Origin of the sequence: Streptomyces sp. NPDC059743 (genome assembly GCF_042732975.1) — a bacterium.
Taxonomy (GTDB): Bacteria; Actinomycetota; Actinomycetes; order Streptomycetales; family Streptomycetaceae; genus Streptomyces.
Genome location: NZ_JBHWGS010000009.1, coordinates 11254 through 34594, shown reverse-complemented (window position 1 = coordinate 34594; position 23341 = coordinate 11254). Strand labels below are relative to the sequence as shown.

The following is a 23341-nucleotide window of genomic DNA, read 5'->3' as shown; positions in this document are numbered from 1 at the left end:
GACGGCATATCACGCGCTGGTCGAGCTGGCGGGCCTGACCCATGGTGAGAAGGTGCTGATCCATGCCGGCGCCGGTGGTGTGGGTATGGCGGCGATCCAGATCGCGCGTCATCTCGGCGCGGAGGTCTTCGCGACGGCGAGCGAGGGCAAATGGGACGTCCTGCGCCGGCTCGGTGTGGCGGACGACCATATCGCCTCCTCCCGGACGACGGACTTCGAGGCCACCTTCGCCGACATCACCGACGGCGACGGGATCGATGTCGTACTGAACGCGCTGGCCGGTGAGTTCGTGGACGCCTCCATGCGGCTGCTGAACACGGGCGGCCGGTTTCTGGAGATGGGCAAGACCGATATCCGCGATGCCGCCGATCTGCCCGACGGCGTGGACTATCAGGCGTTCGACCTCGGCTGGGTGGATCCCGAGGACATCCGGCGCATGCTGAGCTCCCTCATGGAACTGTTCGGTCAAGGCATGCTGGAACCGCTGCCGGTCCGTTCCTGGGATGTACGGCGGGCCCGGGACGCGTTCCGGTTTATGAGCATGGCCCGGCATGTGGGCAAGATCGTACTGACGATGCCGCGTGTGTGGGATCCCAACGGTACGGTGCTGATCACGGGTGGCACGGGCGGTCTGGGTGGTGTGCTGGCACGCCATCTCGTCGATGAGCGCGGTGTGCGCCATCTACTGCTCACCAGCCGGCGCGGACTTGCCGCCGAGGGCGCCGAGGATCTGGCGGCCGAGCTGACCGCCCAGGGTGCGCATGTATCGGTCGCCGCATGTGATGTGGCGGACCGGGAAGCACTGGCCGAACTGCTGGCGTCGGTGTCGGCCGAGCATCCGCTGACCGCCGTGGTCCATACGGCGGGTGTCCTGGACGACGGCGTCCTCGGCTCGCTGACGCCCGAGCGGCTGGATGCCGTACTGCGTCCCAAGGCCGACGCGGCCTGGCATCTGCATGAACTGACCCGCGATCTCGATCTCGCCGCGTTTGTCGTCTTCTCCTCCGTGGCCGGTACGTTCGGTGGCCCGGGACAGGCCAACTACGCGGCGGGCAACGCCTTCCTGGACGCGCTCGCCGCCCATCGGCGGGCCGAGGGACTGCCGGGCCTGTCGCTCGCCTGGGGTCCCTGGGGCCAGGGCGTGGGCATGACCAGCGGCCTCGATGACCGCGACGTCCGCCGCGCCGCCGAGTCGGGCATGCCGCTGCTCTCGGTGGAACAGGGCCTCGCGCTGTTCGACGCGGCGCTCGCGACCGGCGAGGCCGCGGTTCTGCCCGTACGGCTCGACCTGCCCGTCCTGCGGGCCAAGGGCTCCGTCCCCGCGCTGCTGCGCGGCCTGGTCCGTACGGGTTCGCGGCGGACCGTGGCCGCCGGAGCCGGAGCCGGAGCCGGTATGGGTACGGGCACGGACGCCGGGCTGGCCGAGCGTCTGAGCCGGTTGGAGCGCGCGGAACGGTACGGGACGCTGCTCCAACTGGTGCGTGACCACGCGGCCATGGTGCTGGGCCACACAAGCGGCGACGGAGTCGATCCGGCGCGCGCCTTCCGCGATCTGGGCTTCGACTCCCTCACCGCTGTCGAACTGCGCAACCGGCTGAACGCGGCCACCGGGCTGCGGCTGCCCGCCACCATGGTCTTCGACTATCCGACGGTCGAGGTACTCGCCGGTCATCTGCTCGAAGAACTGCTCGGCCCGGACGCTGCCCTGGCCGACGCCGCGCCCGAGCTCTCCCGGGCCTTGCTCGATGACGACCCCATTGTGGTCGTGGGCATGAGCTGCCGTTTCCCCGGAGGCATCGGGTCGCCCGAGGACCTGTGGCGTGTGGTCTCCGAAGGCGCCGATGTCGTCTCCGACTTCCCGGTGAACCGCGGCTGGGACGTGGACGCGCTCTTCCATCCGGATCCGGACCACACCGGCACGTCGTACACCCGCTCGGGCGGATTCCTGCATGACGCGGGCGAGTTCGACCCGGCGTTCTTCGGGATGAGTCCGCGCGAGGCCATGGCCACCGACTCGCAGCAACGACTTCTGCTGGAGACCTCGTGGGAGGCCATCGAGCGGGCCGGTATCGACCCGCACTCGCTGCGCGACAGCCGGACCGGTGTCTTCGCCGGTGTGATGTACAGCGGCTACAACACCACACTGAACGGCAAGGAGTACGAAGGCTTCCAGGGCCAGGGCAGTGCGTTGAGTGTCGCCTCGGGCCGGGTCTCGTACACCTTCGGCTTCGAGGGCCCGGCGATGACGGTGGACACGGCGTGCTCGTCGTCGCTCGTCGCGATGCATCTCGCGGCCCAGGCGCTGCGCAGCGGTGAATGCTCGCTGGCGCTGGCCGGCGGTGTCACCGTGATGTCGATCCCCGACACCTTCGTGGAGTTCTCCCGGCAGCGGGGCCTCGCGCCCGACGGCCGGTCCAAGCCCTTCTCCGAGTCGGCCGACGGTGTCGGCTGGTCCGAGGGCATCGGCATGCTCCTGCTGGAACGCATGTCGGACGCCCGGCGCCAGGGCCATGAGATCCTCGCCGTCGTACGGGGCAGCGCCGTCAACCAGGACGGCGCGTCCAACGGTCTCACCGCGCCCAACGGCCCTTCGCAGCAACGGGTGATCCGCCAGGCGCTCGCCAGCGGCGGACTCTCGCCCGCCGAGGTGGACGCGGTGGAGGCACACGGTACCGGGACCACGTTGGGCGATCCGATCGAGGCGCAGGCGTTGTTGGCGACGTACGGTCGTGAGCGCGATCCGGAGCGTCCGCTGCTGCTCGGCTCGGTGAAGTCCAACCTTGGTCACACTCAGGCGGCGGCCGGCGCCGCGGGCGTGATCAAGATGATCATGGCGATGCGCCATGGTGTGTTGCCGCCGACGCTCCATGTCACCGAGCCGTCGTCACACGTCGACTGGTCGTCGGGCGCGGTGGAACTGCTGACCGCGCCCACCGAGTGGCCCGAGACCGGTCATGTCCGGCGCGCGGGCGTGTCGTCCTTCGGCATCAGCGGGACGAACGCGCATGTCATTCTTGAGCAGCCGCCCACGGTGATCCAGGGCTCGGTGCTCGACAGTGCCGAAGCCGGGCCGTCCATCGGGTCGTCCGTCAGGTCGGAGGCGCCGGGTGTGGTGCCCTGGGTGCTGTCCGGCAAGACACCGGAGGCGCTGCGCGGCCAGGCGGCCCGGCTGCTCTCGTACATCCGGGCCAGGCCCGGACTGCGGCCGGTGGATATCGGGTTCTCGCTGGCCACGGGCCGGTCGAGGTTCGAGCATGGCGCGGTGGTGATGGCCGACGAGCCCGCTGGGACGGTGCGCGCGCTGGCGGCGCTGGCCGTGGGCGAGCCGGATCCACTGGCCCTCACGGGCTCGGTCACCGGCGGCAGAACGGCGGTGCTGTTCTCCGGGCAGGGTTCGCAGCGGCTCGGTATGGGCCGTGAGTTGTACGGTCGGTTCCCGGTGTTCGCGGAGGCGCTGGACTCCGTACTGGCGCTGCTGGACGGCGAGTTGGGCCGCTCGCTCAGGGAGGTCATCTGGGGCGAGGACGCGGAAGCGCTGAACGGGACGGGTTTTGCTCAGCCTGCGTTGTTCGCGGTGGAGGTGGCGCTGTTCCGGCTGGTCGAGTCATGGGGTGTCAGGCCGGACTTCGTCGCCGGGCATTCGATCGGTGAGCTTGCCGCCGCCCATGTGGCCGGGGTGTTCTCGCTGGAGGATGCCTGCCGTCTGGTGGCGGCCCGTGGAACGTTGATGCAGGCGCTGCCGGCCGGTGGCGCGATGGCCGCCGTACAGGCCACCGAGGACGAGATCATTGCGCTGCTGTCCGAGCACGGGACGCGGGCCCAGGTGTCGATCGCAGCGGTCAACGGTCCCTCCTCGGTGGTGATTTCGGGCGACGAGGACGTCGTACGGGAGATCGCGGCCCGGCTGGAGCGGGACGGCCGGAAGACGACCGGGCTCCGGGTCTCACATGCCTTCCACTCACCGCTGATGCGGCCGATGCTCGACGCGTTCCGTGCCGTGGCGGAGACGGTGTCGTTCCAGGAACCCGCCATTCCCGTGGTCTCGAATCTCACCGGTGGGCTCGCGTCTCCGGACGAGCTGTGCACGCCCGACTACTGGGTACGGCATGTCCGCGAGGCCGTCCGCTTCGCCGATGGCGTCCGTACTCTCGCCGAGCAAGGTGCCACCGTACTGGTCGAGTTGGGGCCCGACGGAGTGCTCTCCGCGATGGCGAGGGAGTCGGTGCCCGACGGGACGGTCACGGTGCCGGTGCTCCGTAAGGACCGCTCCGAGGAACTGTCCGCCGTCACCGCACTGGCTCAACTGCATATGCACGGTGTCTCCGTGGACTGGGCCCGGTACTTCGCCGGGAGCGGCGCGTCCCGCGTGGAGCTGCCCACGTACGCTTTCGAACACCGGCCCTACTGGCCCGACGGCACACGCGGAGCCGCCGACGCCGCCGCGGTCGGCCTGATGTCCGCCGGACATCCCCTGCTCAACGGCGTGGTCGAACTGGCCGAAGGCGAAGGCGTGTTGTTCACCGGCCGCCTTTCGGTGCGGACTCATCCATGGCTGGCCGACCATGCGGTCATGGGCCGGATTCTGGTGCCGGGAACGGCCCTGCTGGAGCTGGCGATCCGCGCCGGTGACGAGGTCGGCAGCGACCGCGTCGACGAACTGACTCTCGCGGCGCCGCTGGTGCTGCCGGAGCGCGGCGCCACACAGACGCAGGTGCGGGTCGGAGTGGCCGACGAGAGCGGTCGGCGTACCGTCACGATCCATTCGCGGCCCGAGGGCGAGACCGAGGCGCCCTGGACGCAGCACGCCATCGGCGTACTGGCCGCAGGCCCTCGTACGGCCGCGGTCCTCTCCGGCCTCGACGCCACGGGCTTCGATGCCCTCGGCTTCGACGCCACGGTCTGGCCGCCGGTGGGCGCCGAACCGGTGGAGCTGGACGGTTTCTACGACGCTCGCGCCGAGGACGGATTTGTCTACGGGCCGGTCTTCCAGGGCCTACAGGCCGTCTGGCGGCGCGACGGCGAGATCTTCGCCGAGCTGAGTCTGCCGGACGGCGTCCGGGCCGACGCGGAGGCGTTCGGACTGCATCCCGCACTGCTGGACGCCGGCCTTCACGCGGCCTGGTTCATCGGCTCGCCCACCGAAGCGAACGGCCGCGCGGGCGGTGTCCCACTGGGTGTCCCGTTCTCCTGGAGCGGTGTGTCGCTGGAGGCGTCCGGAGCCTCCGCCGTACGGGTCAGGCTGTCCCGTACGGACGACGGAACGGTGTCGATCGCCGTCGCCGACACCACGGGCGCGCCCGTCGCGTCGGTGGAGTCACTGGCGCTGCGGGCCCTGTCCACCGAGAGCCTGAGCGATACCGACGCACTGACGCGGGACGCGCTGTTCCGGCTCGACTGGACGCCGGTGGCGGCTCCTTCCGGTGCGGCTTCGGTGCGGGCTGAGCGGGCTGAGCCCACGGAGCAGGCTGAGCGGACGGTGGCGGTGCTCGGCCCGGACACACTGGGCCTGGCCGAGGCCCTGCGCGCCGTGGGCGCCGAGGCCCGGATCCTTGATGAGCTGCCGACGGACGAGCTGCCGATGGGTGAGGAGCCGACGGACGAGCTGCCGGCGGGTGAGGAGCCGGCGGGCGAGCTGCCGATGGGTGTGGTGCTGATCCCCGTGGTAGGGGATCAGGGCGCCGACACCGCCGACTCCGTACACGCGCTCACCCACCAGGCCCTGGCCCGCATCCAGACCCGACTGGCCGAGGAGCGCTTCGCGGACTCCCGGTTCGTCTTTGTGACACGCGGCGCCGTCGGCGGCCACGATGTGGCGGCGGCCTCGGTGCGAGGTCTCGTACGGTCCGCGCAGTCGGAGAATCCCGGCTGCTTCGGTCTGATCGACCTCGATCCCGACGAGGAGACAACGGCCCTTCCGCCGACGGCTCTTCCGTTGGCGGCCCTGGACACGGATGAACCACAGATCGTGGTCCGCGGCGGTGAGGTACGCGCCGGACGCCTGGTGCGCCGGCCGGCGGCCGGGAGCGACGCGCGTCCCGTCTGGGACACCGACGGCGGCAGTGTGCTGATCACCGGCGGTACCGGTGGTCTCGGCGCGGTACTGGCCCGGCATCTGGTGGCGGAGCACGACGTACGACGGCTGCTGCTGGTCAGCAGGCGCGGACCGGCCGCCGAGGGCGCGGAAGAGCTCATCGCGGAGCTTGAGCTGCGAGGAGTCCAGGCAACGGCCGTGGCCTGCGATGTGGCGGACCGAGCCGCGCTCGCGGAGCTGCTGGCCGGGCACCGGGTGTCGGCCGTGGTCCACGCGGCGGGCGTCCTGGACGACGGTGTGGTCGGCGCGCTCACTCCGGAGCGGCTGGACCGTGTGCTGCGACCCAAGGCGGACGCGGCCTGGCACCTCCATGAACTGACACGGGATCTCGATCTGACGGCCTTCGTGGTCTTCTCCTCGGCGGCGGCCACATTCGGCAACGCGGGACAGGGCAACTACGCGGCGGGCAACGCCTTCCTGGACGCCCTCATGGAGCGCAGGCGTACCGAAAGCCTGCCCGGAGTCTCGCTGGCCTGGGGCCCGTGGGACCAGTCGGGCGGGATGACCGGTACACTGACGGAGACCGACACGGACCGGATGGCACGCTCCGGAGTGCCGCCGCTCCCGGTGGAGCAGGGCCTCGCGCTGTTCGAAGCGGCACTGGCCACCGGTGACGCCGTGCTGGCGCCGGTACGGCTGGACCTGCCGGTGCTCCGCGCACAGGGCGAAGTCCCGCCGCTGCTACGGGCGTTGATCCGTACGCGTCCGCGCCGTGCGGCAGTCGCGGGCTCGGCGACCGCCAAGGGGCTGGTGGAGCGCCTGACGGTGCTCACCGCCGTTGAGCGGCAGGAGGTACTGGTGGACCTGGTACGCGGGCAGGTCGCCCTCGTACTGGGACACGCCGACGCCGAGGCCGTCCATCCCGGGCGCGCCTTCCGCGAGTTGGGCTTCGACTCGCTGACGGCGGTCGAGCTGCGGAACCGGCTCAACACCGTGAGCGGGCTGCGGCTCCCGGCCACGATGGCCTTCGACTATCCGACGGTCCAGACGCTTGTGGACCACCTTCTCGATGAACTGCTCGGCGCCGCCATGGCTGCTCCCATGGCTGTTCCCGTGGCGAGGCGCTCGGCCGCGATCGCCGACGATCCGATCGTCGTCGTGGGGATGAGCTGCTGGTATCCGGGCGGTGTGACGTCTCCGGAGGATCTGTGGCGGCTGGTCATGGAGGGCGGGGACGCCATCTCCGGCTTCCCGGTCAATCGGGGCTGGGACGTCGACGGACTGTTCCATCCCGATCCGGATCACTTGGGTACGTCGTACACCCGCGAGGGCGGATTCCTGCACACAGCAGGGGAGTTCGATCCGTCGTTTTTCGGTATGTCGCCGCGTGAGGCGTTGGCGACGGATTCGCAGCAGCGGTTGCTGCTGGAGGCGTCGTGGGAGGCGATCGAACGGGCCGGTATTGATCCGGTGTCGCTGAAGGGCACTGCGACGGGCGTGTTCGCCGGTGTGATGTACAGCGACTACACGGCCGTGCTGGCGAGTCCGGAGTTCGAGGGCTTCCAAGGCGGTGGCAGCACCAGCCTGGCCTCGGGCCGGGTGTCGTACGCGCTGGGTTTGGAGGGCCCGGCGGTGACAGTGGACACGGCGTGTTCGTCGTCGCTCGTGGCGATGCACTGGGCGATGCAGGCGCTGCGGAGCGGCGAATGCTCGCTGGCGTTGGCCGGCGGTGTGACGGTGATGTCGACACCGACGGTGTTTGTGGACTTCTCACGTCAGCGTGGGTTGTCGCCGGACGGTCGGTGCAAGGCGTTCTCTGATTCGGCTGATGGTGTGGGCTGGTCGGAGGGTGTGGGGATGGTGGTGCTGGAGCGTCTTTCGGATGCGCGGCGGCATGGTCATGAGGTGTTGGCGGTGGTGCGTGGTTCGGCGGTGAATCAGGATGGTGCGTCGAATGGTCTGACGGCGCCGAACGGTCCGTCGCAGCAGCGGGTGATCCGCCAGGCGCTTGCCAGTGCTGGGTTGTCGGCCGATGACGTGGATGTGGTAGAGGCGCACGGTACAGGGACGACGCTCGGGGACCCGATTGAGGCGCAGGCGTTGCTGGCGACGTACGGTCGTGAGCGTGATCCGGAGCGTCCGCTGCTGCTGGGCTCGGTGAAGTCCAATATCGGGCATACGCAGGCGGCTGCTGGTGTGGCGGGTGTCATCAAGATGGTGATGGCGATGCGGCACGGCGTTCTTCCTCAGACGCTCCATGTCGACGCGCCGTCCTCGCATGTGGACTGGTCGGAAGGCGCGGTCGAGCTGCTGACCGAGGAGACCGCGTGGCCGGAGGTCGAGCGTGCACGGCGTGCGGCGGTGTCGTCGTTCGGTATCAGCGGTACAAACGCGCATGTGATCTTGGAGCAGCCGCCCACGGTGCTCCGCGGAACCGTGGTCACCAGGACCGAAGCTCCGGCTCCGATGGTCGAGGCCGGTGTGGTGCCGTGGGTGCTGTCCGGTAAGACGCCGGAGGCGTTGCAGGATCAGGCGGCGCGGTTGTTGTCGTTGGTGGAGGCGCGGGCCGAGCTGCGGCCGGTGGATGTCGGGTTCTCGTTGGCGACAGGTCGTTCGGTGTTTGATCACCGTGCGGCGGTGCTGGCGGGCGATGCTGAGGACACCGTAGGGGCGTTGGCGGCGCTGGCTGCTGGGGAGTCCGACCCGTTGGCGGTCTCGGGTTCGGTCATTGGTGGAAAGACGGCGGTGCTCTTCTCCGGTCAGGGTTCGCAGCGGCTCGGTATGGGCCGGGAGTTGTACGGTCGGTTCCCGGTGTTCGCGGAGGCGTTGGATTCCGTACTGGTGCTGCTGGACGGTCAGTTGGGCGAGCCGCTGAGGGATGTCATCTGGGGCGAGGACGCCGAAGCGCTGAACGCGACGGGCTTTGCTCAGCCGGCGTTGTTCGCGGTGGAGGTGGCGCTGTTCCGGCTGGTCGAGTCATGGGGTGTCAGGCCCGACTTTGTGGCGGGACATTCGATCGGTGAGATCGCGGCGGCATATGTGGCGGGTGTGTTCTCGCTGGAGGACGCCTGCCGACTGGTGGTCGCGCGCGGCTCGTTGATGCAGGCGCTTCCGGCCGGCGGTGCGATGGTCGCGGTGCGGGCGACGGAGGACGAGGTCGCACCGTATCTCTCCGACCGTGTCTCGATCGCCGCTGTCAATGGTCCGTCCTCGGTGGTGATCTCCGGCGAGGAGGACGCGGTCCAGGAGGTGGCGGTCCAACTGGAGGCGTTGGGACGGAAGTCGAGCCGTCTTCGGGTTTCGCATGCCTTCCACTCGCCGCTGATGGATCCGATGCTGGAGGAGTTCCGGGCGGTCGCGGAGGGCCTGGTGTTCCAGGCGCCTCGTATCCCGGTCGTGTCGAATCTGACAGGTGCTCTCGCGTCGGCCGATGAGCTGTGCTCGGCGGAGTACTGGGTACGGCATGTCCGCGAAGCCGTCCGGTTCGCGGGCGGCGTGCGCTGCCTGGAGGGCGCGGGCGTAAGGAAGTTCGTGGAGCTGGGCCCGGACGGCGTTCTCTCCGCACTGGCACGCGAGTCCGCCGGGGACGACGCCGTCATGGTGCCTGTTCTGCGCAAGGACAGGCCGGAGGAGCTGGCTGCCGTCACCGCCTGGGCGCGGCTGCATGTGCAGGGCGCGCCCATGGAGCGGGCCGCTGTGTTCGCCGGGACCGGTGCGGTACGGGTCGAGTTGCCCACGTACGCCTTCCAGCGCCAGTGGTTCTGGCCGGCCGGGCCGCTCGGCGGTACGGGCGATATGCGGGCGGCGGGACTTGGCTCGGCGGGCCATCCGCTGCTGGGCGCGACGGTCGAACTGGCCGAGGGCGAAGGAGCGGTCTTCACGGGCCGGCTGTCGGTGGGATCGCATCCTTGGCTTGCCGACCATGTGGTGATGGGCCGCGTTCTGTTGCCGGGGACAGCACTGTTGGAGCTGGCGTTCCGGGCGGGTGACGAGGTCGGCTGTGACCGGGTTGAGGAGTTGACGCTCGCGGCGCCGCTCATGCTGCCTGGGCAGGGCGCGGTCCAGGTGCAGGTACGCGTCGGTGTCGCCGATGACACCGGCCGGCGTACGGTCACGGTCCACTCCCGTCCTGACACGGCCGACGAGCCGTCGTGGACACAGCACGCGACCGGTGTGCTGGCCGTCGGTTCCCACTCCGTGCCCGCTGACTTCGATGCCACGGTATGGCCGCCCGCGGGTGCCGAGGCATTGGATGTGGAAGGTTGCTACGAGCGCTTCGAGGAGCTCGGCTTCACCTATGGCCCCCTGTTCCAGGGGCTGCGGGCGGCATGGCGTCGTGACGGTGAGATCTTCGCCGAGGTGAGTCTGCCCGAGGACACCGAGGCGGGGGCGTACGGTCTGCATCCGGCGCTGCTCGACTCGGCCTTGCACGCGTCGCTCCTCGCTGGTGATGGCCAGGCGGGCACACAGGGCCTGCCGTTCTCGTGGGAGGGCGTATCCCTGCACGCGACCGGTGCCACGGCGCTACGCGTACGGATCGCTCCCGCCGGTCATGACGCGCTCTCGGTGGCGGTCGCCGACACGGCAGGTCAGCCGGTTGCCTCGGTCGACTCGCTGCTTGTACGGGCTGTATCGCGCGAGCAGTTGAGCGGCGGCGGCGCCGGAGTGGCGCGCGACGCGCTGTTCGGAGTGGGATGGGTACCGGTCGCGCTGCCGGCCGAATCCGCCTTCCGTACGGTCGCGTTGGTCGGCCCGGATGTCGTCGGACTCGCCGAAGGACTGGCACGTACGGGCGTTGAGATCGGCAGGTACGAGGATCTGACGTCACTCGCGGCCGAGGCGGCGCCGGTGCCGGATACGGTGCTGGTGGGCATGGCCAGTGCGTACGGAGCCGAAGTGACCGACTCCGTCCACGCGTTGACCGCCGATGCGCTGGCCCTGGTACAGGAGTGGCTGGCCGAGGAGCGGTTCGCCGGCTCCCGACTGGTGTTCGTCACCACTGGGGCCGTCGCCGGTGGTGGTGAGGAGGTCGCCGATGTGGCGGCGGCCTCGGTCTGGGGCCTGGTGCGCTCCGCGCAGACGGAGAACCCGGGCTCCTTCGGACTGGTGGACCTGGACTCCGCAGAGTCCTCGGTGGCTCTGCTGCCGCGAGCACTCGGCGTCGATGAGCCGCAACTGCTTGTCCGCGACGGTGGAATCCGCGCCGGGCGCCTGACCCGAATGACCGAGCCCAGGCCCGAGTCCGAGGCGGGCGGCTCCGCCTGGGATCCCGAGGGTACGGTGCTGATCACCGGCGGCACAGGCGGCCTGGGTGGTGTGCTGGCACGCCATCTGGTCGGTGAGCGTGGCGTACGGCATCTGCTGCTGACCAGTCGGCGTGGACTCGCTGCCGAGGGCGCCGAGGATCTGGCGGCCGAGCTGACCGCCCAAGGTGCGCATGTGTCGGTCGCCGCGTGTGATGTGGCGGATCGCGAGGCCCTGGCCGGGCTGTTGGCGTCGGTGCCGGTCGAGCATCCGCTGACCGCCGTGGTCCATACGGCGGGTGTGCTGGACGACGGTGTGATCGGTTCGCTCACTCCGGAGCGGCTGGACCGTGTGCTGCGGCCGAAGGCGGACGCGGCCTGGCATCTGCATGAGCTGACTCGCGAGTTGGATCTCGCCGCGTTTGTCGTCTTCTCCTCCGTGGCGGGTGTGTTCGGTGGCGCCGGACAGGCCAACTACGCGGCGGGCAACGCCTTCCTGGACGCGCTGGCGGCCCATCGGCGGGCCGAGGGACTGCCGGGCCTGTCGCTCGCCTGGGGCGCGTGGGACCAGGGCGCGGGCATGACCAGCGGACTTGACGCGCGCGATGTACGGCGGGCCGCCGATGCCGGTATGCCACTGCTCCCGGTGGAACAGGGCCTCGCGCTTTTCGACGCGGCGCTCGCGACCGGCGAAGCCGCCGTCGTACCCGTACGGCTCGATCTCCCGGTGCTGCGTGCCCTGGGCACCGTACCGGCGCTGCTTCGCGGTCTGGTGCGGACACCGTCGCGCCGGGCGGCGACAACGGCTTCCGGCGCGGACGGCGGTCTGGTGCGGCGGCTGGGCGTGCTGGAGCCCGCCGATCGCAAGGAAGTGGTGCTGGACGTCGTACGGGCCCAGGCGGCCCTGGTACTGGGACACGCGAGCGGCGCCGACATCGACTCGGGGCGCGCGTTCCGTGACCTCGGCTTCGACTCGCTCACGGCGGTGGAGCTGCGGAACCGGCTCAACACGGTGACGGGTCTGCGTCTGCCGGCCACCATGGTCTTCGACTATCCGACGCTGTCGGCGCTGGCGGACCAGCTGCTCGCCGAACTGCTCGGAGCCGAGCCGGAGTTGTCCATCCCGGTGTCGTCGCTGCCGCCGGTGGCCGACGATCCGATCGTGCTGGTGGGGATGGCCTGCCGGTTCCCGGGCGGCGTGGCGTCGCCGGAGGATCTGTGGCGGCTGGTCACCGAGGGCACGGACGCGATCTCCGAGTTCCCGGCCAATCGTGGTTGGGACGTGGAATCGCTCTACCACCCGGATCCGGATCACGCCGGTACGTCGTACACCCGCTCGGGCGGATTTCTGCATACGGCTGGGGAGTTCGATCCGTCGTTCTTCGGTATGTCGCCGCGTGAGGCGTTGGCGACGGATTCGCAGCAGCGGTTGTTGTTGGAGGCGTCGTGGGAGGCGATCGAGCGGGCCGGTATTGATCCGGTGTCGCTGCGTGACAGTCAGACGGGTGTGTTCGCCGGTGTGATGTACAACGACTACGGCAGCACGCTCAACGGTGAGGAGTTCGAGGGCTTCCAGGGCCAGGGCAGTGCGGGCAGTGTGGCCTCGGGCCGGGTGTCGTACGCGCTGGGTCTGGAGGGTCCGGCGGTGACGGTGGATACGGCGTGTTCGTCGTCGTTGGTGGCGATGCACTGGGCGATGCAGGCGTTGCGGAGCGGTGAGTGCTCGTTGGCGTTGGCGGGTGGTGTGACGGTGATGTCGACTCCTGGGACGTTTGTGGAGTTTTCGCGTCAGCGTGGGTTGTCGCCTGATGGTCGGTGCAAGGCGTTCTCTGATTCGGCTGATGGTGTGGGCTGGTCGGAGGGTGTCGGGATGCTGGTCCTGGAGCGGTTGTCGGATGCGCGGCGGCATGGCCACCAGGTGTTGGCGGTGGTGCGTGGTTCGGCGGTGAATCAGGATGGTGCGTCGAATGGTCTGACGGCGCCGAATGGTCCGTCGCAGCAGCGGGTGATTCGTCAGGCGTTGGCCAGTGGTGGGTTGTCTGCGGGTGATGTGGATGTGGTGGAGGCGCACGGTACGGGTACGACGCTGGGTGATCCGATCGAGGCGCAGGCGTTGCTGGCGACGTACGGCCGTGACCGTGATCCGGAGCGTCCGCTGCTGCTCGGCTCGGTGAAGTCCAATATCGGGCACACGCAGGCAGCCGCTGGTGTAGCGGGCGTCATCAAGATGGTGATGGCGATGCGGCACGGGGTACTTCCTCAGACACTGCATGTGACCGAGCCGTCGTCCCATGTGGACTGGTCGGCAGGCGCGGTGGAGCTTCTCACCGAGCAGATCGCGTGGCCGGAGGAAGGTCGTGCCCGGCGCGCGGGTGTGTCGTCGTTCGGTATCAGTGGTACGAACGCGCATGTCATTCTGGAGCAGCCGTCGGTCGTGCCTGAGACGGTGGTGGCACAGACCTCCACGGAGGCACCGGCCGAAGCGGTGACGGTTCCCTGGGTGCTCTCGGGCAAGACGCCGGAGGCGTTGCGGGGTCAGGCGGCGCGGTTGCTGTCGTTGGTGGAGGCGCGGGCCGAGTTGCGGCCGGTGGATGTCGGGTTCTCGTTGGCGACGGGCCGTTCGGTGTTTGATCACCGTGCGGCCGTGCTGGCGGGTGATGCCGAGGAGACGGTACGGGCGTTGGCGGCGCTGGCTGCTGGGGAGTCCGACCCGTTGGCGGTCTCGGGCTCGGTCAGTGGTGGAAAGACGGCATTGCTCTTTTCGGGCCAGGGTTCGCAGCGGCTCGGTATGGGCCGGGAGTTGTACGGTCGGTTCCCGGTGTTCGCGGAGGCGCTGGATTCGGTACTGGCCCTGCTGGGCGGGCAGTTGGGCGAGCGGCTGAGGGATGTCATCTGGGGCGAGGACACCGAAGCGCTGAATGCGACGGGCTCCGCGCAGCCTGCGCTGTTTGCGGTGGAGGTGGCGCTGTTCCGGTTGGTGGAGTTCTGGGGTATCAAGCCCGACTTTGTCGCGGGGCATTCGATCGGTGAGATTGCCGCTGCCCATGTGGCGGGCGTGTTCTCGCTGGAGGATGCCTGTGCCCTCGTCGCGGCCCGCGCCTCGTTGATGCAGGCGCTTCCGGCCGGTGGTGCGATGGTTGCCGTGCAGGCCACCGAGGACGAGGTCATCCCGTATCTCTCCGGCCGTGTCTCGATCGCAGCTGTCAACGGTCCCTCCTCCGTGGTGATCTCCGGCGACGAGAACGCCGTCCTGGAGCTCGCCGCCCGGCTGGCGGAACAGGGCCGTAAGACCAGCCGTCTTCGCGTCTCGCACGCCTTCCACTCGCCGCTGATGGATTCGATGTTGGACGAGTTCCGCGCGGTGGCCGAAGGGCTGGCCTTCCAGGCACCACGTATTCCGGTGGTGTCGAATCTGACGGGTGGGCTCGCCTCCGCCGATGAGCTGTGCTCTGCGGAGTACTGGGTACGGCATGTCCGTGAAGCCGTCCGCTTCGCCGATGGCATGACCACTCTCTCAGCGCAAGGCGTGACAGCCTTCGTGGAGTTGGGCCCGGATGGCGTGCTCTCCGCCCTCGCACGCGAGTGCGCCGGAGACGCTGCCGCTGTGGTGCCGGTCCTTCGCAAGGACCGGCCGGAGGAGCTGGCCGCCGTCACCGCGCTGGCCCAGATGCACACGTACGGTGTCACGGTGGACTGGGGCCGGTTCTTCGCCGGAAGCGGTGCGCGGCGGGTGGAGCTGCCCACGTACGCCTTCCAGCACCAGTGGTTCTGGCCGACCGCCTCGTCGGCCGGCGCGCGTGATGTGCGGGCCGCGGGCCTGGGCTCGGCCGGGCATCCCTTGCTGGGCGCCGCGGTTGAACTGGCCGAGGGCGAAGGAATGCTCTTCACCGGCCGTCTCTCGGTCGGAACACATCCTTGGCTCGCCGATCACGCGGTGATGGGCCGGGTTCTGCTGCCGGGGACAGCACTCTTGGAGTTGGCGTTCCGGGCGGGCGACGAGGTCGGCTGCGACCGGGTCGAGGAGCTGACGCTCGCGGCGCCGCTCACGCTGCCGGCGCGCGGCGCGGTTCAGACGCAGGTGCGGGTCGGTGCCGCCGATGACACCGGCCGGCGTACGGTAACGGTCCACTCCCGGCCCGAGGGCGCCGCGGACGTGCCGTGGACCCAGCACGCGATGGGCACACTGGCAGCCGGCGCGCAGGAACCGCCCACCGGCTTCGACGCCACGGTGTGGCCGCCGAGCGGCGCCGAGGCGCTGGAACTTGACGGCTGCTACGAGCGGTTGGCCGAGATCGGCTTTGTGTACGGTCCGGTGTTCCAAGGTCTACGGGCGGCCTGGCGTCGTGACGGTGAGATCTACGCCGAGGTGAGTCTGCCCGAGGGCACCGAGGCGGGAGCGTACGGTCTGCACCCGGCTCTCCTCGACTCCGCCCTGCACGCGTCGCTCCTGGCGGGCGACAGCGCGCAAGGAGGCGGAGGCCTGCCGTTCTCGTGGGAGGGCGTCTCGCTGTTCGCGACCGGTGCTTCGGTGTTGCGCGTACGGATCGCCCCGGTCCGTGGCAAGGACGCGGTGTCGATCACGGTCTCGGACACTTCCGGTGCGCCGGTCGCCTCCGTCGACTCACTCCTCGTACGAGCCGTGTCGAGCGATGAGCTCAGTGACATCGGGGCCATTGCCGCGAACGCACTGTTCCGGCTTGCTTGGACTCCCGTAGCCGTCGGCCTGGACGTTCTGCCGTCGGTTGCCGTCCTCGGGGCCGACGTACTGAACCTCGCCGAACCGTTGGCGGGACCGGGCCTCCTGGTCGGGACACACGTCGATCTCGCGTCGCTGGCGGCGGGGAAGGGGCCGGTGCCGGACACCGTCCTGGTGGGCATCGCCGGTGATTCGGACGGCCAAGTCGTGGAGTCCACCCATACGTTGACGGCGGGCGCGCTGGCCCTGGTGCAGGAGTGGCTGGCCGAGGAGCGGTTCGCCGACTCCCGGCTGGTGTTCGTCACGCGGGGCGCAGTCGGAGGCGCCGTCAAGGGCGGTGGTGAGGACCGTGCCGTCGATGTGGCGGCGGCCTCGGTCTGGGGGCTCGTACGCTCCGCGCAGACGGAGAATCCGGGCTCCTTCGGTCTGCTGGATCTCGACTCCGACACCTCGTCGCTCACCGTGCTGCCGCACGCTCTTGGTATGGACGAGCCTGCCCTGCTGATCCGTGACGGTGAGATCTCCGCTGGACGCCTTGTCCGTACGACCATCCCCACCGATGCCGATGCCGATGCCGATGCCGAGGTCGACGGCGGGACGGGCCCGGTCTGGGACGCCGACGGTACGGTGCTGATCACCGGCGGCACGGGTGGTCTGGGCGGCGTGTTTGCGCGGCATCTGGTCACCGAACGGCGAGTCCGTCGCCTGCTGTTGGCGAGCCGACGAGGTGCTGAGGCGCCCGGCGCGGCCGAACTGGTCGCCGAGCTGACCTCGTACGGTGCCGAGGTGACCGTGGCGGCCTGTGATATCGCCGACCGGTCAGCGGTGGCCGGACTGTTGGCGTCGGTGCCGGTCGAGCATCCGCTGACCGCTGTGGTCCATACAGCGGGTGTGCTGGACGACGGGATCGTCGGCTCGCTGACGCCCGAGCGGCTGGATGCCGTACTGCGTCCCAAGGCCGACGCGGCCTGGCATCTGCATGAACTGACCCGCGACTTCGATCTCGCCGCGTTCGTCGTCTTCTCCTCTGTGGCGGGCGTGTTCGGTGGCGCCGGGCAGGCCAACTACGCCGCCGCGAACGCCTTCCTCGACGCACTCGCCGAACGCCGAAGGACCGAGGGCCTGCCGGGCGTATCGCTGGCCTGGGGTCCCTGGGACCAGATCGGTGGCATGACCGGTGGTGGTATGACAGGCGGTGTCACCGAGGCGGACATGCGGAGGATGGCGCGCTCGGGCATGCCACCGCTCTCCGTCGACCAGGGCGTGGCGCTCTTCGACGCCGCGCTGGCCACCGGCCGGGCAGCTCTCGTACCCGTACGGCTGGATCTCCCGGCGCTCCGCGCGCAGGGCGAAGTGCCAGCGGTACTACGGGCGTTGATCCCAGCGCGCTCGCGTCGGAGCGCGGTGACCGGATCGGCCACCGCGACCGGTCTGATCGGTCGGCTGGCCGGACTCACTCCCGTGGAGCGACGAGAGGCGCTTCTGGATCTCGTGAGGAGCCAGATCGCCCTGGTGCTCGGCCACGCCGGCGGAGAAGCCGTCGACGCCGCATCCCAGTTCCGGGAGCTGGGCTTCGACTCGTTGACGGCGATCGAGCTGCGCAACCGGCTGAGTACGGTGACCGGACTGCGCCTCACCGCCACGCTGATCTTCGACTACCCGACCGCGACGGCTCTGGCGGACCATCTCCGCGACGAACTGTTCGGGAGCGAGGCCGAGACCGAGGCGTCGGTCCCGCTCCGGCTCCTGCCGTCGACGGCCGACGATCCGATCGTGGTCGTGGGAATGAGCTGCCGGTTCCCGGGCGGTGTGGCGTCGCCGGAGGATCTGTGGCGGCTGGTCACCGAGGGCACGGACGCGATCTCCGAGTTCCCGGCCAATCGTGGTTGGGACGTGGAATCGCTCTACCACCCGGATCCGGATCACGCCGGTACGTCGTACACCCGCTCGGGCGGATTCCTCCAGAACGCCGGCGAGTTCGATCCGGCGTTCTTCGGTATGTCGCCGCGTGAGGCGTTGGCGACGGATTCGCAGCAGCGGTTGTTGTTGGAGGCGTCGTGGGAGGCGATCGAGCGGGCCGGTATTGATCCGGTGTCGCTGCGTGACAGTCAGACGGGCGTGTTCGCCGGTGTGATGTACAGCGATTACGGAACGACGCTGAACGGCAAGGAGTTCGAGGGCCATCAGGGCCAGGGCAGCGCGGGCAGCGTGGCCTCGGGCCGGGTCTCGTACACCTTCGGCCTCGAAGGCCCGGCCGTCACGGTTGATACGGCGTGCTCGTCGTCGCTTGTGGCGATGCATCTGGCGGCCCAGGCGCTGCGAGGCGGTGAGTGCTCGTTGGCGTTGGCGGGTGGTGTGACGGTGATGTCGACTCCTGGGACGTTTGTGGAGTTTTCGCGTCAGCGTGGACTGTCGCCGGACGGTCGGTGCAAGGCGTTCTCTGATTCGGCTGATGGTGTCGGCTGGTCCGAGGGTGTCGGGATGCTGGTGCTGGAGCGGTTGTCGGATGCGCGGCGCCATGGCCATCAGGTGCTCGCGCTGCTGCGTGGATCTGCGGTGAATCAGGATGGTGCGTCGAATGGTCTGACGGCGCCGAATGGTCCGTCGCAGCAGCGGGTGATCCGGCAGGCGTTGGCCAGTGGTGGGTTGTCTGCGGGTGATGTGGATGTGGTGGAGGCGCATGGTACGGGTACGACGCTGGGTGATCCGATTGAGGCGCAGGCGTTGCTGGCGACGTACGGCCGTGACCGCGACCCCGAGCGTCCACTGCTGCTCGGCTCCGTGAAGTCCAATATCGGGCACACGCAGGCGGCTGCTGGTGTGGCGGGTGTCATCAAGATGGTGATGGCGATGCGCCATGGGGTTCTTCCTCAGACGCTCCACGTCGACGCGCCGTCGTCCCATGTGGACTGGTCGGCGGGCGCGGTCGAGCTGCTCACCGAGCAGACCTCATGGCCCGAGGCAGGACGCGCCCGGCGGGCGGGTGTCTCGTCGTTCGGTATCAGCGGTACAAACGCTCACGTCATCCTTGAGCAGCCGTCGATTGTCGCCGAGGCGGTGGCGGCACAGACCTCGACGGAGGCACCGGCCGAAGCGGTGACGGTCCCCTGGGTGCTCTCGGGCAAGACGCCGGAGGCGCTGCGGGGGCAGGCGGCGCGGTTGCTGTCGTTGGTGGAGGCGCGGCCTGACCTGCGGCCGGTGGATGTCGGGTTCTCGTTGGCGACGGGCCGTTCGGCGTTCGAGCATCGAGCGGCGGTACTCGCGGCCGGCCCTGCCGATTCGGCGCGCGCACTGGCGGCACTGGCCGCCGGCGAACCGGACCCACTGGCGGTCTCGGGCTCGGCCCTCGGTGGAAAGTCGGCGGTGCTCTTCTCGGGCCAGGGCTCCCAGCGACTCGGTATGGGAAGGGAGTTGTACGAGCGCTTCCCCGTCTTCGCCGAGGCGTTCGATACCGTACTCACCTTGCTGGAAGGCCAGTTGGGCCGTTCGCTCCGTGAGGTGATCTGGGGCGAGGACGCCGAAGCGCTGAATGAGACGGCCTCCACTCAGCCTGCGTTGTTCGCGGTGGAGGTGGCGCTGTTCCGGTTGGTGGAGTCCTGGGGTATCAAGCCCGACTTTGTCGCGGGGCATTCGATCGGTGAGATTGCCGCCGCCCATGTCGCGGGTGTCTTCTCGCTGGAGGACGCTTGCGCCCTTGCCGTGGCCCGCGCCTCGCTGATGCAGGCGCTCCCGGTCGGCGGTGCGATGGTTGCCGTGCAGGCCACCGAGGACGAGGTCATCCCGTATCTCTCCGACCGTGTGTCGATCGCCGCCGTCAACGGTCCTTCCTCCGTGGTGATTTCGGGTGACGAGGACGCTGTCTTGGAGGTAGCGGCCCAACTGGAGGCATTGGGGCGGAAGTCGAGCCGACTGCGCGTCTCCCACGCCTTCCACTCGCCGCTGATGTACCCGATGCTGGACGAGTTCCGCGCGGTGGCCGAAGGGCTGGCCTTCCAGGCACCACGTATTCCGGTCGTGTCGAATCTGACGGGCGGTCTCGCCTCCGCCGATGAGTTGTGCTCCGCGGAGTACTGGGTACGGCATGTCCGCGAGGCCGTCCGCTTCGCCGACGGTGTACGGACTCTGGCCGAGCAGGGCGTGACCGCCTTCCTGGAGCTGGGTCCCGACGGTGTCCTCTCCGCCATGGCCCAGGATTCCGTGCCGGAAGGCGCAGTGACCGTACCGATCCTTCGCAAGAACAGGGACGAGGAACCGACCGCTCTTGCCGCGCTGGCCCAGATGTACGCGCACGGTGTCACGGTGGACTGGGGCCGGTTCTTCGCCGGAAGCGGTGCGCGGCGGGTGGAGTTGCCCACGTATGCCTTCCAGCACCAGTGGTTCTGGCCGGCCGCCTCGCTGTCCGGGGCCGGTGATGTGCGCGCGGCCGGGCTCGGTTCCACCGGGCATCCGCTGCTGGGCGCGGCCGTCGAACTGGCCGCCGGTCAGGGCGTGTTGTTCACCGGCCGGCTCTCCGTGCAGTCGCATCCATGGCTCGCTGACCACAGGGTGATGGGCCGGATCCTGCTGCCCGGAACCGCCCTGCTGGAGCTGGCCGTTCGAGCAGGTGACGAGGTGGGCGGCGACCGTGTCGAGGAGCTGACGCTCGCGGCGCCACTGGTCCTGCCCGAGCGCGGCGCCGTACAGATGCAGGTCGCCGTGGGCACTCCCGACGAGTCGGGCCGTCGCACGGTGGGCATCTACTCACGGCCCGAGGACGCCGCCGACGCACCATGGACGCAGCATGCCACCGGCACGCTGACCACCGGCACGCTCACCAGCGGTGCCGAGACGCTGGACACCGGCTTCGACGCCACGGTGTGGCCCCCGAAGGGCGCCGAGGCACTGGAACTCGACGGCTGCTACGAGCGGTTCGCGGAGCTCGGTTTCGCATACGGTCCGGTGTTCCAAGGTCTACGGGCCGCGTGGCGTCGCGATGGTGAGATCTTCGCCGAGGTGAGCCTGCCCGAAAGCACCGAGGCGGGAGCGTACGGTCTGCACCCGGCTCTCCTCGACTCCGCCCTGCACGCGTCGCTCCTCGCCGATGACGGCCAGGAGGGCACCGGGGGCCTGCCGTTCTCGTGGGAAGGCGTCTCGCTGCATGCGACGGGCGCTTCCGCGCTACGGGTACGGATCACGCCGTCCGGAGGCAAGGACGCGGTGTCGATCGCGGTCGCGGACACCACCGGTGCGCCGGTCGCCTCCGTCGACTCGCTCCTCGTACGGACCGTGTCCAGCGAGCAGTTGAACCAATCCGCGGGAACCGGCAACGACGCGCTGTTCACGGTGGAGTGGATCCCTGTCCCGGCCGGTTCGGCCGCGCCTGAGTCGGTCGCCCTCGTCGGGCCGGACCTTCTCGGGCTCGCCGGGGCCGTAGCCGCATCGGGCCCGAGCGTCGAGGCGTACGACGATCTGGCGTCGCTCGCGGCGGCGGACGGCCCGGTGCCGGATGTGATGCTGATCCCGGTACGCGGTGAAACGGCCGACGCCGACGCCGAGGCCGACACCGTACCCGGATCCGTACGCGCCGTCCTGGCCAGGACGCTGGAGCAGGTGCAGCGCTGGTCCGCCGAGGACCGGTTCGCCGGATTGCGTCTGCTGTTCGTCACCCGCGGCGCGGTGGCGGTGGACGGCGGAGGCGTGGCCGATCTGGCGGCGGCTGCCGTCTGGGGCCTGGTGCGGTCGGCGCAGTCGGAGAATCCGGGCTGCTTTGCTCTACTGGATCTCGACCTGGATCTCGACCCGATGGTGGCCGACTCCGAGGATCCGGCGCCCGCCGTCGACGGCCTCACCCGTCTCGGGGAAGCCCTCGGCTCGGACGAACCACAACTGGTGCTCCGCGGGCATGAGATCAGGGCCGCGAGGCTGGAACGCGCGTCTCTCCCGGAACCGGCCACGGAGGATGACCCGACCAACCTGGCCGCCCCGACCCACCCGGCCGGCACAACCGACCCGTCCGACCCGTCCGACTCCGACACCTGGGAGCGCGGCGGCACCGTACTCATCACCGGCGGAACCGGTGGTCTGGGCGGTGTCCTCGCCCGGCATCTGGTCGCGGAACGCGGCGTACGGCGGCTGCTCCTGCTCAGCCGCCGAGGTATCGGCGCCGAGGGCGCGCGCCGACTCGTCGACGAGCTGACGAGTCTCGGGGCCGAGGTCACCGTCGCCGCCTGCGATGTCGCCGACCGTGCCGCGCTGGCCGGCGTACTGGCCGCGGTGCCCGCCGAGCATCCGGTGACGGCCGTGGTGCACACGGCGGGTGTGCTGGACGACGGCACCATCGGCTCGCTGACACCCGAGCGGGTGGACACCGTACTGCGTCCCAAGGCCGATGCCGCCTGGCATCTGCATGAACTGACGCGGGATCTCGATCTCGCCGCGTTCGTGGTGTTCTCGTCCGTGGCGGGTGTGTTCGGTGGTGCGGGCCAGGCCAACTACGCCGCCGCCAACACCTTCCTGGACGCGCTGATGGCGCGCCGCGCGGCCGAAGGGCTGCCCGGAGTATCGCTGGCATGGGGCCCGTGGGAGCGGTCGGGCGGGATGACCGGCACCGTGTCCGAGGCGGACATGCGACGGCTGGCGCGCGCAGGCATGCCGCCGCTCTCCGCAGACCTGGGCGTGGAGCTGTTCGACGCGGTGGCCACCGGCACCCGGGCGCTGGTGGTCCCCGTACGGCTGGATCTGCCGGCCCTGCGAGCCGCCCAGGGCGAGATCCCGCCGCTGCTCCGGAGCCTCATCCGTACGACCTTCCGGCGGTCGGCCACGGCCACCGCCACGGCCACCGCCACGTCCACGGCCGCTCCGCAGTCGGCGGGCGCGCTCGCGCGACGGCTGACCGGGCTGACCGACGAGGAGCGCCATGACGTACTGCTGAAGCTGGTACGGGACCAGGCCGCCATGGTGCTCGGACACACGGACGGTACGGCGATCGGGGCCACGCGCCAGTTCCAGGAGCTGGGCTTCGACTCGCTGACGGCGGTGGACTTCAGGAACCGGCTCAACACCGCGACGGGACTGCGGCTGCCCGCCACTCTCCTGTTCGACTACCCCACAGCGGCCGATGTCGTGGACCACCTCCACTCCCAGCTCGTCACGGAGGAGGTCACCGGGGCCGGCTCCGTACTCGCCGTGCTCGACCAGTTGGACAAGGCGATCGCGGAACTGACCGTCGACACACAGGAGTTCAAGCATGTCGCGGGACGGATCGAGGTGCTGAGGACGAAGTGGGCGGCGCTGCGCCGGGAGTCGGCGGACGGCACCGGCGAGTTCGATCTCGACACGGCGTCGGACGACGATGTGTTCGCGCTCCTCGATGACGAACTGGGCCTGTCCTGA

1 protein-coding gene (cut by a window edge) is annotated in these 23341 nt (G+C 69.8%); it reads left to right on the top strand.

The window, feature by feature from the left end; genetic code table 11:
• Positions 1–23341, top strand: partial view of an SDR family NAD(P)-dependent oxidoreductase gene (locus ACFV6H_RS17605; RefSeq protein WP_385542616.1) — the 3' portion only. The gene continues 10055 nt to the left of window position 1, outside the view; only the last 23341 of its 33396 coding nucleotides appear in the window; the start codon falls outside the window, past its left edge; the stop codon is at positions 23339–23341.